Source organism: Paenibacillus naphthalenovorans (assembly GCF_900099895.1).
GTDB classification, from domain to species: Bacteria; Bacillota; Bacilli; order Paenibacillales; family NBRC-103111; genus Paenibacillus_G; species Paenibacillus_G naphthalenovorans.
Genome location: NZ_FNDY01000009.1, coordinates 114749 through 127547, shown reverse-complemented (window position 1 = coordinate 127547; position 12799 = coordinate 114749). Strand labels below are relative to the sequence as shown.

Below are 12799 nucleotides of genomic sequence, written 5' to 3'. Positions count from 1 at the left end.
CTTATAACCTCATTCCCATGCGGCTTTTGTACCGCGTAATCAGAACCTGGCAGTCGACGCTCATGATGCCGGGCAGCTTATAGAGCTTTTCCTTCAAAAACGTCTCCATCTCCAGGTTGTTCGTAAACAAACCGTGCATGTGAAGCTTGCTCGGTCCGGTCATGTGATAAAGGCTTGTGACGACCGGCTCCGACGCCAACTGCTCGGCAACATCTTGCAGATGCTTCGGTTCGACCTCCACGTTGAAAAAAGCGGATACGTGGATGCCGATTTTCTCGGGATTAATGACGGCCGTAAACCGTTCGATGACGCCGGACTCCATCAGGGCATTAATGCGGGCTTGAACAGCTACACGGGACAATCCGATTTCTTTGGCCAAATCGGTGTAAGAAATTCTTCCGTTTTGATGGAGAGCGGCAATGATTTTACGGTCGATTTCATCGATGGGAACCGGAGGAATTTCACCGGAGGTTCTGGAATGCACAGAGACCGACTCCTTGTTATAAGAATTATAAATTACGAAAAGAAAGTTATTATTTCGATTTCATTACCATATGGATAAATATATATTCAATCAACTTCATTTTCAATACAATTTCAGAAAAATGATGACATTTTTTAATTTTTTAGTTGCTATGCGCGATAGAACGTGTTATTTTTTAAAATATTAAATGTCAGGTTATATGCCATGTAGGAGGGGCTGCAGATGAGGAAAGCGGTTGTGGGAACAAAAACGATGGTGGTGAGTCCGCATTATTTGGCTTCGGCGGCCGGAGCCCGTATCTTGGAACAGGGCGGGAATGCATTTGATGCGGCTGTGGCGGTCAGCGCCTGCCTGGCTGTGGTCTATCCTCATATGACCGGTCTTGGCGGAGATTCCTTTTGGCTGACTTATCATCACAGTGACGGGCAGGTGCGGGGCTACAACGCCAGCGGTCGGTCCGGGTATCGGGCGAATCGGGAGGTTTATGCGGGCCGGATCGAGATTCCAACCCGCGGTGTGCTCAGCGTTGTAACCGTTCCGGGGATGGTGGACGGCTGGGATGCGATGCTTCGTGAATACGGACGGTTGACCTTGGGGCAAGTGCTTGCGCCGGCCATCGAGTATGCTTCCAAAGGATTTGCGATGTCCCGAAATCAATACGAGTACACGGTTATGAACGAGGCGATGCTGAGGGGGACGGCACCGACATCGGCCATTTACCTGCCGGAAGGGCGGATTGTGAAGCCGGGTCGGCGTTTCGTGCAAGCTGAACTGGCGCAAACGCTGCGCGAATTGGCGCAGCATGGAAGGGACTTTTTCTATAAGGGTGCCATAGCGGAGGAGATGACCTCCTATTTGCAGGAACAGGGGGGACTGCTGGTCATGGACGACTTTGCCGATCATGAGGGGAACTGGGTCACTCCATTGCAGGGGTCGTACCGGGGGTACTCCGTTTATCAAATGCCGCCGAATTCCCAAGGCTTTGTGGGCTTGATGGCGCTTCACATCCTGGAGAACTTCGACCTCGGCAGCATGGAGCACGGGTCTTTTGAATATTATCATTCGATGATCGAAGCCTTGAAACTCGGGTTTCGCGATCGCAACGAATATTTGACGGACCCCGATTTTGCCGATATTCCGCTTCATCGTCTGCTGAGCCAAGAGTATGCCCGCGAGCTTGCGGCCTCCATCCGGATGGATCGCGCCCTGAGCCTGGAGGCTGAACAAATGGGCAGCGATACGGCCTATGCCGCCGTGGTCGATCAGGAGGGCAATGCCGTTTCGTTCATACAGAGCCTGTACTTTGAATTCGGCTCGGGGGTTACGGCCGGGAATACCGGTATTACGCTGCAGAACCGTGGATCGTTCTTCTCGCTGAACCCGGCGCATGCCAACTGCCTGCAGCCGCGCAAAAGAACCTTCCATACGTTGATGCCGGCGATGGCCTGCCGTGAGGGCAAGCCGGTTATTCTTTACGGCACGCAGGGAGGGGAGGGACAACCGCAAACCCAAACGGCGATCTTGACCCGAATGGTCGATTTTGGAATGGATCCCCAGCAGGCTGTTGATGAGCCGCGATGGGTATGGGGTAGGACGTGGGGGGCGTCGACGCAGGATCTGAGGGTTGAAGGCCGCATCTCCCCGGAAGTGACAGAAGCTTTAGCCAAGGCCGGTCACACCGTACGCAAGGTAAAGGACTTTGACGGCATCATGGGCCATGCTCATGTGATCATGGTGGATGAGGAAGGGTTCATCAGCGGCGGTTCGGACGCTCGCAGCGACGGCGCGGCCATCGGCTGGTAACCCTATGGCGCGGTTTGCGTGAATCCGAAGCCCGCCCGTTTCTCTTTAGAGAAAAAAACGGGCGGGCTTTTTGTCATTAAAATTCGTTTGCCGGTGCGCGGGGCGCAAAATCCTCCAGCACCTTATCGATCAGAAAAGCGAGACGGAAGCGCAGGGAGTCGTTCGGATCGCGGAGACTGCGGCGCGTCAACTGTTCATACTTATGAAGGCGGTAAGCGACCGTGTTGCGATGAATAAACAGCCGTTTGGCGGTTTCTGCGATTTGGCCGTGCGTCTCCAAAAATACGCGCGCCGTATTCATTAATTCCTCGCGTTCGCGGAAATCGATCTCCAGCAGGGCATGAAAGGATTCCTTGTAGAAATCGCCCAGCGCTTCCTGGGGAATCATTTTGAGCAGCTCCACGACTTCTTTGGCCCTGTACGATTGAACAAACCGGAACTGCCTGGATTGATAGCCCAAATGGAGCGCATTCAGCGCTTCCTTGTAAGTGGATGGAATGAGCGTCAGATGTTCTACAGGATTGCCGATGCCAAAGGAAAGCGAAATGTGTTCGGTCTGGAACAGCTTTTCCTGAAAATCCGCGAGCCGGTCCAACAGTTGAAATTCGTGCTGCTGCAGACTTCGTTCCCACTTCAACAGAGTCACGAACAGATCCTTCTTGTTAAAAAGAATATAGGGCTGCTGCCGTTCGGCAAGCATGGTTTTCAGGTGTTCATAGATGCGGTCCCGCTTGCTGTACAAATTGTCTTCCGCTGAATCGAGCGATTCGTCGACTTTCCCTACGACACACAAACAAGGGTACGGCTCCTGCAGTCCGTAACGCTTTCCCTGGTGAAGCATTTCCGCAACCGAGCGAAACCTCCCCTCTACCAAATCCTCAAAAAACTCGTTTTTAAAACGGCGCGACCTTTCTTTGACCGCCTGCCGCTTCATAAGCTCAAACCCGATCACATTCGCCGCTTGTTCAATGGCAAGCTTGGGCAGAGGAGAATCATCCATTTGTGCGTTCACCAGGACCAGAAAGCACCGCTGCTGCGTCAGTTCGATCGGATAAAATACAACCTCCGGCCCTTTGAGCCCTCCATAAACAAAGCATAAAGAGACAATGCGGCTTTGGCCGTCCTCCCGCCTGGCAAGCAGCTCCCGCGTTTGACTCAGCAGCCGGCTGCCGAAAGGTTCGGTCACCGGTCCGGAGCCTGCCTCGAATTGCAGCCTGTGGTTGATCAGCAGGACGGTTCCGCCGACAAGCGGAGACAATGCGTTGATAACGGACGGGATGCCTTGACCCTGCATGACCATGCGGGAAAACTCCCGGTGCATTTGCAAAGCATAGCGAAGCTCCTCATTGCGCTTTTCCATTATGTAGCTGAGCGATTCCTGCAGCAGCTCTCCAAGCGGCGGATGAAGAGGAAGCTCAATGATGGGAAAATGAATCTCGTCGGCAAGCTCCAGGACGCTTTTGGGGATCTGGTCAAGGAACCGCTTGGTCTTGATCCCCAAACCGGCGCACTGGCTTGCCGCCATATGACGAACAAGACGAAGCAGCTCCTCGGGGCGGTCGCGAATCGCATATGCTGTAGTCAACAGCAGTTCATCGGGCTTCAAATAATCCATGATATCCGGGGCATCCATCATATTGATGGACTTGACCTGCCTCTGCAATCCTTCGTGACCGGCCAATACCCGGATGTTCTGATACAAGGGCAGTTGAAATAAATCCGCTAGTTTCAATGGAAACACCTCTTTAATTGTCATGAAACATAACATTAAAATGTGTTATCTTATGAAAAATTTACATTAAATCCTCGTTTTGTGCAAGCTGAACAAAAGTAAATGTGCAAATTGTTCACATTTAATATTGAAAATCACAAAATGAGTGGTATTATGTAGTTAACAGTTTCGTTATATGTTATGAATTATAACACAAAAGAGGTGAGGGGCTTGCAATTAGCTGTTCAAAATGTGGAGAAAGGCTATGAAGGCAGACGCGTGTTGAAAAATGTCACCTTTGACGTTGACTCTCATGAGTTTATTTGTATCCTCGGCCACAGCGGCTGCGGCAAATCCACTCTGCTGAATCTGATCGCCGGCTTCTTGCAGCCCGACAGCGGATCGGTCACGGTAAACGGGGTGCCGGTGAAAGGGCCTTCCAAATCAAGGGGAGTTGTGTTTCAGGATCACGCTTTATTTCCTTGGTACAAGGTGATCGATAACATCGCTTTCGGTCCTGAGGTGCAGGGCAAAAGCAAAGCGGAAGCCAGGGAAATCGCGCATAAATACTTAAAGCTGGTGGGGCTTGAGGATTATGCCGAGCATCTTCCGGACCAGTTGTCCGGCGGGATGAAGCAGCGGGTCGGGATTGCGAGGGCGCTTGCGAGCGGCCCCGACATTTTGCTGATGGATGAGCCGTTCGGGGCGCTGGACGTCCTTACGCGGGAAATGATGCAAAAGGAGCTGCTTCGCATTTGGCTCGAACTGCGCCCATCGGTGTTGTTTATCACGCACAGCCTTAGTGAAGCCGTTTATTTAGCGGACCGCATCATGGTCATGAAGGACGGAGATGTAGCCGGAGAATTCCGGGTAACGATGGACCGCCCGCGATCCAACCAGCATCCGGAGTTTATCGGGCTGATGCGCGAGATCCAAAAATTATTGACAGATGAGTGAGGAGCGTAAGTCATGAGTAAAATGCCGGATTCTCTCGTTGCCTCCAAAGCGTTGGTTTCGGCCAAGGACGGCAGGATGCTGCGGAAAAAGAAAACTTGGGTCGATAACGGACTGCTGCCGGTCGTCGTCTTCTTTCTGCTGTGGGAAGCCGTCAGCACACTGAATGGAAGATTCGCTTTTTTCAATCCGATCTTCCTTCCGGCGCCTTCGGCTATCGTACGGGAAGCGTGGTACTTGGCCAAGACGGGGCTGATCGCCAGCAGTATTGCGGCGAGCACCGCACGCATTCTGGTCGGCTTTGCCATCGGAATGGTTTGTGCCATAGCGGTCGGGGTGTTAATGAACAAATACAGCAGAGTGGATTATTGGCTCAGTCCGATTTTGAATTTGCTCGGCCCGATTCCCGCTTTGGCGCTGCTTCCGATTTTCATCATCTGGTTCGGTATCGGAGAATTTCCCAAAATTCTTTTGATTGCATGGACTACGTTCATTCCGGTATTGACCAATACGCTGGACGGACTGCGGTCGGTCAATCCCACGCTGATCCGGTCGGCGCTGAGCCTGGGTGCCAGTGAGCGGCATATCTTTTTCAAAGTCATCTTTCCTTCCGCCGTTCCGAGTATCTTTGTCGGTGCACAGGTCAGCCTGGGGCTTGGTTTTTCAGCTCTGATCGTATCGGAGATGATGGGTGCCAAATCCGGATTGGGCTACATTATCGTTGACGCTCGCAACTACTTCAAGATGTCCAATATGTTTGTTGCGATTGTTTTAATAGGCTTGGAGTTCAGTTTCTTCTCGTATCTCTTAAAGCGCTTGGAGAGAAGAATGGTGACATGGCGTAAAAACGGCATGCGCAGCGCTGTAGAGAAATAAAAACCACACAACATTCGGAGGGGTAACCATGAAAAAACGTTTGAAGTTTTTGGGAAGCACAATCGTCGTATTGGCCATGGCATTGAATCTGGCGGCATGCGGTTCGGGCGGATCACCTGGAAATGCGGCGGAACCGGGCGGAAGCAGCACGCCGAACGCATCTGATGTGAAAAACGACGGCATTGAATTGAAACAGTTCACCCTCGTAGGTGTGCGCGATGCGCAAATCTCTTCGCAGCAAATCATTGCCGACAAGAAGGGTTATTTTAAGGAAGAAGGCCTGGAGGTTACGAGTCAGTTGATTGAAAGCGGTCCGGACATCGGCCCGATGGTCGCCGGAGGAAGCGCGCCGATCAGCATCCAGACCAACTTTATGGATATCATTTTGAAATCCAATAATGTCGGCGTGAAAATCGTTGCCCCGCTGGCGCAAATTGCCGGTACGCAGGCCGTGGTGGGAGGTAAACATTTAGAGCTCAAAAGCGCGAAGGATCTGGAAGGAAAAACGATCGGCGTACCAAACGGTGCGGACGTCGTCATCGCGATCGACAACATGGCCAAAGAGCTTGGCGTCGATGCAAAGAAGATCAAGTACGTGAATCTGGCGCCCAGCGATGCCGTTACCGCACTGGAGAAAGGCGATATCGATGCGATGGCTGCATGGGAGCCGTTCATTACGAAGGCGATCCAGGGCGGAGGCAAATTTTTGTTCAGCGGGACGAAGAGTGAGCTGCCGGACAAACAAGGCGATGTCAATTGGATGAGCGTGCATACGACGATTCAGGTCACGGACGACTTTTTGAAGAAAAATCCGAATACGATCAAAGCGGTGCTGCGTGCTCTGAACAAGGCGACCGATTTCATTAACAATAACCGTGAGGAAGCGATCAAAATTCTTTCGCCGGAGCTCCGCTTAACGGAAGCCGAACTGACCGAAATTATGAACCGCAATGTGTACAGCATGGAAGTGAATGATAACTACTTGAATGACAGCAACGGAGAAGCGGTTGGCAGCTACTTGAAAAGCGTAGGGAATATCAGGGAGCTGCAGGATCCGAAAAGCTATCACGATTTGAGCCTGCTCAAAGAAGTAGCGCCCGAATTGGTGAAAGCGGAATTGAAGTAAGAAATCATGTCAGTCCTGAAGATCGCTTCCGATCTTAAGGACTGATTTTGTAAACGGACTAGGAGGAAACAGCATGGCGGCGGAATTCGATGTAGTGATCAAGGGCGGGCATATCGTCGGGTATGACCGGATTGAGCGAATGGATATCGGCATTGCTGGAGGGGTGATTACCTGCATTCAGGAGACGATTGCGGAGTCCGCCCGAATGGAGATTGACGCCAGAGGTCAAGTGGCCGTTCCGGGGATGATCGACGTCCATGTTCATTTGAATGAGCCGGGCCTGGGCGATTGGGAAGGCATTCCAAGCGGTTCGGCCGCACTGGCCGCAGGAGGGTGCACGACATACTTCGATATGCCGCTCAACTGCCTCCCGCCGACGACGACGGTGGCGGCCTTGAAGGAAAAGCTGGAGCTGGCCAAGCAGCGTTCCTGCATCGATTATGCGTTCTGGGGCGGGCTTGTTCCCGGTAATGTAGAGCAGCTTGCGCCTTTAGCGGAAGCGGGAGTGATCGGGTTTAAAGCCTTCCTGTCCGCAGCCGGCGGGAAGCAGGAGGGGGCTTTTCGCGAAGTCGACGACCGGACGCTTTATCAGGGGATGCGGGAGATTGCAAGATTGGGCAAAATTCTCGCCCTGCATGCCGAAAGCGAACCGATCATCAGCGCGCTGGCTGCCGAGAAGCAAAGCAAAGGACTGGTTTCAGCAAAGGATTATTTGCACTCCAGGCCGATTTATGCCGAGTTTGAAGCGGTCCGCAGAGCTTTGTATTATGCGGAGCTGACGGGCTGCGCGCTGCATTTTGTCCATATCAGCAGTCCTGCGGCGGTAATGGAGATCCGTACCGCCAAGCGGGCGGGCTTGAATGTAACGCTCGAAACCTGCCCGCATTACCTGATGCTCACAGGCGATGCCATGGAGGAGATCGGGGCGCTGGCCAAGTGCGCGCCTCCGCTGCGCACGGAAGAGGAGCTGGAAGGCTTGTGGGAGGCGATAAGGCAAGGAGATATCGACATGATTAGCTCGGACCATTCTCCCTGCCCGCCGGAGCTGAAGGTGTCCGACAATTGGTTCGACATTTGGGGAGGCATTTCCGGGGCGCAAAGCTCTCTGGAGCTGTTCCTTGGCGAAGGCTACGTCCGGCGGGACATTCCGCTCCCTTTATTATGCCGCATGCTGTCCACCCATCCGGCCCGCCGCTTTGGGCTGCACAGTACAAAGGGGGAGATCAGGCCAGGGGCGGATGCGGATTTGGCGATCGTCGATTTTTCCGCGCCCTACGTTTTGCAGAAGGAGCATTTGTACGACCGGCATAAGCACAATCCTTATGTAGGCAAACAAATGGAATGCCGGGTAAAGTACACGCTCGTTCGGGGGCAGCTCGTTTATGATTGGCAATCCGGCATAACGAATCCCAAAAACGGACGATGGCTGCGCTCCTGAACCGTCAAGTAAAGCCGTTCAGGGATGAGCGGCCGCGATTCGGAGGCGTTCAGCACCGCTGAAAATGCATATTTTCTTTATCGTTATCGTTAAACAATCCGAGCAGATTTTTCGTGAAAGGGTGCTTCAAGATGGCAGATAAATACGTGACCGAACTTCAAGTGTCCGATAGCGACCGTTCACGATTTGCAGCGGATATTCAGCAGGCGATTGAATGGTTGGCGGACTATGGCAAGGATGCGTCGGGAGGAGTTACCCGTTTCCTGTACAGCGACGCCTGGAGCTTGGCCCAGCAAGCGCTGGCCCGGCGGATGGCAGAGGCGGGACTGCACGCCTATTACGACGATTGCGGCAATTTGTTCGGGCGGTTGGAGGGAAGCTGTCCGGATGAGCCGGTCCTGCTGACGGGTTCCCATCTCGACACCGTCAAGTGCGGCGGCAGGTACGACGGCGCTTACGGGATATTGGCCGGCATGATTGCGCTGACATATTTGCAGGAACGGTTTGGGGCTCCGCGGAGAACGCTGGAGGTTGTTTCATTGTGTGAAGAAGAGGGCAGCCGTTTTCCGCTGACGTATTGGGGATCGGGCAATATTACGGGAAAGTACGCTCTGGATGCGGTTCCGGCGATTCGGGATATCGACGGCATCAGCCTGCAGGAAGCGATGGAGGCCGCAGGCTTCGGGCTCGGCAGGTATCCGTCGCCGCGCCGCAGCGCTCTTGCCGGCTTCATAGAGCTGCATATCGAACAGGGATTAGTCCTCGAACGGGAACGGCTGTCTATCGGAATCGTGGACGGCATCGTCGGGCAAAAGCGGTTTATGGTGCGGGTCGACGGAACGGCCAACCATGCGGGAACCACACCGATGAAGCTGCGCCGGGATGCATTGGCCGGAGCGTGCGAAATGATAGCGTTTCTGGAAAAAACGGCTTTGTCGCAAAGGGAGCCTTTCGTGGCTACGACGGGTCAACTGCAGGTACAGCCTAATTTGGCCAATGTCATCCCCGGCCAGGTCGTTTTTACGGTGGATGTTCGCGATGCCGATTCGGAAGTGCTGGAGCAGTTTTGCAGCACATTCAAGAGCGTTTTTGCAGAGATCGCCGAGCGGAGGCAGCTGTCGGTCGATTTTCATGAATGGATGAGCATGCACCCGGTCCGGATGAATGCGGATATGAACCGCAGCTTGGCATCCATCTGTGAAGGGCGCGGCTTTGCCTACCGCTCTATGTTCAGCGGAGCGGGGCATGATGCGCAGATGTTTCAGGCAGTCTGCCCGACGACCATGCTGTTTGTTCCGAGCAAAGAAGGGATCAGCCACTCGCCGCTGGAGTACAGCGATCCCCGGGATTTGGCGGACGGCATCGTTACGTTGGTGGAATGGTTGTATTTGTACGGTTACAAGGAGGAATTGCGATGAGAAAATACAAAGATCTGGCACCGTCATTGCGCACCATCATGACCCCCGGCCCTGTGGAGGTGGATCCGCGCGTGCTGAGGGCGATGGCCACGCCGATTCTGGGGCAGTTCGATCCCGAATTTACCGATATCATGAATGAAACGATGGGCATGCTGCGTGAAGTGTTTCAAACCGGGAATGAGTATGCCTTTCCGATCGACGGTACTTCCCGCTCCGGTATCGAGGCCGTCATGGTCAGTCTTATTGAGCCGGGCGACAAGGTATTGGTTCCCATTTACGGGCGATTCGGACATCTTCTCGCGGAAATCGCCGAGCGGTGCGGAGCCGAGGTGATGACAATGGAACAAGAGTGGGGCAAAGTATTTGACCCCGGGCAGGTCATCGCCTTGATGAAGCGGGAACGTCCGGATGTGGTTGCTATGGTGCACGGAGAGACGTCTACAGGCCGGATGCAGCCTCTTCAGGAGATCGGCCGGGCGTGCCGGGAGCTGGATGCGCTGTTCATTGTGGATGCGGTGGCTACGATCGGAGGGACGGACGTACGGGTAGACGAATGGATGATTGATGCGGCGATAGGCGGTACGCAAAAATGCCTGTCGGTGCCGTCCGGCATGGCCCCGATCACCTACAACGAAAGAGCGGAATCGAAAATCCGCAAACGCAAGCAAGTGGAGCGCGGGCTGCGCGATCCCCATGTCGACTTGAGCTGTTCGGGGAGAACGATCCGCAGCAATTATTTCGACTTGAGCCAGCTGCAGGACTATTGGGGACCGCGCCGTTTGAACCACCATACGGAGGCTACCTCCATGCTGTATGCGCTCAGGGAAGGCTTGCGCCTTGTGCTGGAGGAGGGATTGGAGCAGCGTTTTGCCCGGCATAAGCTCCAGGAAAAGGCTCTGGTCGCCGGGCTGCAGGCCATGGGATTGTTGCTGTTCGGCGATCCGGACTGCAAGCTTCCGGTAGTGACCTGTGTTCAAGTCCCGGAGGGAATATCGGGGGATTCGGTGATGCATATGCTTCTCAGCGAGTTTAGCGTGGAGATTGCCAGCTCCTTCGGCCCGCTGAAGGGGAAAATTTGGAGAATCGGTACCATGGGATACAGCAGCAATCAAAGAAATGTGCTTCATGTGCTGGGCGCGCTTGAAGCCGTGCTGATCCGGCACCGGGCCAAAATCGACGCCGGCCGGGCCGTGCAGGCTGCGTTAGATGTGTATATGGAAGCGAAAGGCACTGTGTATGAGGCGTCCGCTGGCGTCCGTTAGATTGAAAATCCATCTAACAGGCGCCGGGAAAACGCCGCCTGTAAGGCTGATTTTCAGCGCAGTGGCCAGCGGGAGAGGCACACCCCCACTGCCAGCGCCATCGCAAGCGATACGGAATATGGTTTAAGCTCCTCTATCGTTACGTCTGATCTGGAAAGAGGAGAGGAGCTTGCGCTGCAAATCGAGAGCGGAATGACCCATATGACCGACCAAACGGTGAATGACAGTCCCGTGATTCCGTTTGGAGGAAACAAAGCAAGCGGCAGCGGCAGATTTGATCAAACGGTAAAACCTCGGATTTCCCATACCCAAGCTGACAAGGTTGAAAATAGATCAGAGGTCAATGCAGCGGCCGTCGTCCGGCATTGCAGCTGGAGGCGGCCTACGCCTATAAAGTATACATATCCATAGGAGACCATGCTCAACGGGCGCATCACCTAATCGGTGTGCGCCCGTTGTGTTTTTCTTACCATTCCATGGGGAGCCCGACATAGTTCTCTGCAAGGCTGGTCGAGGCGGCCCGGGAGGAAGTGATATAATCCAGTTCGGCAAGTTGGATACCTCGCTCGAACGGGCTGTGGTCCATATTGACGTGCAGCAGTGATGTCATGAAAGAGGAGAAGCGCTCAGCCTTCCAGATGCGGCGCAGACAGGTCGCGGAATAACGCTCAAGCAGCTCCGTTTTTCTGGTTTTGTAGAAGGCGTCAAAGCCGCGTGCCAGGACTTGGACATCCGCAACGGCCAGATTAAGCCCTTTGGCGCCGGTCGGCGGGACGATATGCGCCGCGTCTCCGGCCAGGAAGAGCCTGCCGTACTGCATCGGATCGCACACAAAGCTGCGCATGGCAATGATGCCCTTCTGAATAATCGGGCCTTCGATCAGTTTCCACCCTTCATCGGTCTCCAGCCTGGCATGGAGCTCCGTCCATATGCGGTCGTCGGACCAGTTGGCGATGTCATCTCTGGGATCGACCTGGATGTAGAGGCGCTGAATCTCCGGTGAACGTGTGCTGAGCAGTGCAAAACCGCGTTCATGATGGGCGTAGACCAGTTCAGGCGCTGACGGCGGTGCTTCGATAAGGATGCCGAGCCAGCCGAGCGGATATTTTTTCTCGTAAGTCTTGCGGACGGTTCCCGGGATCGCCGCTCTGCACGGGCCGTGGAAGCCGTCGCATCCGGCGATAAAGTCACAAACGATTTCCTGGAGCTCTCCAGCTTTGTCCTTGCGGTAACGGATTTTCGGTGTGGCGGTGTCCAGATCGTGCAGGCTGACGTCGCCCGCATTGAAAATCAATTCCCCGCCGGCTTGGAGACGGGCGGCAACCAGATCCTTGATGACCTCATGCTGGGCATATACCGTCACATTCTTTCCGCCGGTAAGCTCATGCATGTTAATGCGGTGGCCCTTGCGGTTGAAGCGAAGCTCGATCCCATGGTGAAAATGCGCTTCCCTGCTAAGCCGTTCGCCGACGCCCGTTGCTTTCATGAGATCGACGGTGCCCTGCTCAAGTACGCCTGCACGGATCGTTCCCTCGATTTCTTCGCGGGTCCGGTTCTCGATGATGACCGACTCTATTCCCTGGAGATGCAGAAGATGCGAAAGCATGAGACCTGCCGGTCCCGCCCCGATAATTCCCACTTGTGTACGCATGGTTGAGACCTCCTGTAATGATGTTATTGGCTTAAATCCCAAATCTATGAAAATCAAAACCTACCACCGTAACGCA

10 protein-coding genes and 1 pseudogene are annotated in these 12799 nt (G+C 54.1%); 8 read left to right on the top strand and 3 right to left on the bottom strand.

Going from position 1 to position 12799, the window contains the following annotated elements; genetic code table 11:
• Nucleotide 1: 1 nt before the first annotated feature.
• Nucleotides 2-484, bottom strand: coding sequence for a chromate efflux transcriptional regulator ChrS (gene chrS / locus BLT35_RS11575; RefSeq protein WP_062406338.1), 483 nt, complete (start codon nucleotides 482-484; stop codon nucleotides 2-4).
• Between the two features lie 222 nt (nucleotides 485-706).
• Here chrS and ggt point away from each other — a divergent pair, with 222 nt between their 5' ends.
• Entirely contained in the window at nucleotides 707-2287 is a 1581-nt protein-coding gene (gene ggt, locus BLT35_RS11570) for a gamma-glutamyltransferase (RefSeq protein ID WP_062406340.1), read from the top strand.
• 76 nt (nucleotides 2288-2363) lie between these two features.
• On the opposite strand, the gene BLT35_RS11565 is transcribed toward ggt, so the two are convergent.
• Entirely contained in the window at nucleotides 2364-4019 is a 1656-nt protein-coding gene (locus BLT35_RS11565) for a PucR family transcriptional regulator (protein WP_074728070.1), read from the bottom strand.
• 210 nt (nucleotides 4020-4229) lie between these two features.
• On the opposite strand from BLT35_RS11565, the gene BLT35_RS11560 reads away from it, so the two are divergent.
• From BLT35_RS11560 to BLT35_RS27540, 7 genes and pseudogenes are all read left to right on the top strand, one after another.
• Nucleotides 4230-4955, top strand: coding sequence for an ABC transporter ATP-binding protein (locus BLT35_RS11560; protein ID WP_074728068.1), 726 nt, complete (start codon nucleotides 4230-4232; stop codon nucleotides 4953-4955).
• 12 nt (nucleotides 4956-4967) lie between these two features.
• On the top strand, nucleotides 4968-5828 hold the full coding sequence (locus BLT35_RS11555) for an ABC transporter permease (RefSeq protein ID WP_074728066.1): 861 nt from the start codon (nucleotides 4968-4970) through the stop codon (nucleotides 5826-5828).
• A 28-nt stretch (nucleotides 5829-5856) separates the two neighbouring features.
• The gene (locus BLT35_RS11550; protein WP_074728063.1) at nucleotides 5857-6954 is read left to right on the top strand and encodes an ABC transporter substrate-binding protein; all 1098 of its coding nucleotides are present in this window, start codon (nucleotides 5857-5859) and stop codon (nucleotides 6952-6954) included.
• 73 nt (nucleotides 6955-7027) lie between these two features.
• On the top strand, nucleotides 7028-8392 hold the full coding sequence (locus BLT35_RS11545; RefSeq protein ID WP_074728062.1) for an allantoinase: 1365 nt from the start codon (nucleotides 7028-7030) through the stop codon (nucleotides 8390-8392).
• Between the two features lie 131 nt (nucleotides 8393-8523).
• Nucleotides 8524-9810, top strand: a complete 1287-nt coding sequence (locus BLT35_RS11540; protein WP_074728061.1) for a Zn-dependent hydrolase — start codon at nucleotides 8524-8526, stop codon at nucleotides 9808-9810.
• On the top strand, nucleotides 9807-11072 hold the full coding sequence (locus BLT35_RS11535) for a pyridoxal-phosphate-dependent aminotransferase family protein (RefSeq protein ID WP_074728059.1): 1266 nt from the start codon (nucleotides 9807-9809) through the stop codon (nucleotides 11070-11072). Before BLT35_RS11540 ends, BLT35_RS11535 begins: the two co-directional genes overlap by 4 nt.
• A 99-nt stretch (nucleotides 11073-11171) precedes the next feature.
• Nucleotides 11172-11348 (top strand): annotated as a pseudogene (locus tag BLT35_RS27540) (aldehyde dehydrogenase family protein); the annotation flags it as partial.
• Between the two features lie 190 nt (nucleotides 11349-11538).
• On the opposite strand, the gene pobA reads toward BLT35_RS27540, so the two are convergent.
• Complete coding sequence (pobA, locus tag BLT35_RS11525) at nucleotides 11539-12723, bottom strand: 4-hydroxybenzoate 3-monooxygenase (protein WP_074728057.1); 1185 nt, start codon at nucleotides 12721-12723, stop codon at nucleotides 11539-11541.
• Nucleotides 12724-12799: the final 76 nt, after the last annotated feature.

What these genes read in the sequence shown, in the direction of transcription:
- BLT35_RS11555 (WP_074728066.1), top strand. Translation starts at nt 4,968, where the DNA reads ATGAGTAAAATGCCGGATTCTCTCGTTGCCTCCAAAGCGTTGGTTTCG.
- BLT35_RS11540 (WP_074728061.1), top strand. Translation starts at nt 8,524, where the DNA reads ATGGCAGATAAATACGTGACCGAACTTCAAGTGTCCGATAGCGACCGT.
- pobA (WP_074728057.1), bottom strand. Translation starts at nt 12,723, where the DNA reads ATGCGTACACAAGTGGGAATTATCGGGGCGGGACCGGCAGGTCTCATG.
- BLT35_RS11550 (WP_074728063.1), top strand. Translation starts at nt 5,857, where the DNA reads ATGAAAAAACGTTTGAAGTTTTTGGGAAGCACAATCGTCGTATTGGCC.
- BLT35_RS11535 (WP_074728059.1), top strand. Translation starts at nt 9,807, where the DNA reads ATGAGAAAATACAAAGATCTGGCACCGTCATTGCGCACCATCATGACC.
- BLT35_RS11545 (WP_074728062.1), top strand. Translation starts at nt 7,028, where the DNA reads ATGGCGGCGGAATTCGATGTAGTGATCAAGGGCGGGCATATCGTCGGG.
- ggt (WP_062406340.1), top strand. Translation starts at nt 707, where the DNA reads ATGAGGAAAGCGGTTGTGGGAACAAAAACGATGGTGGTGAGTCCGCAT.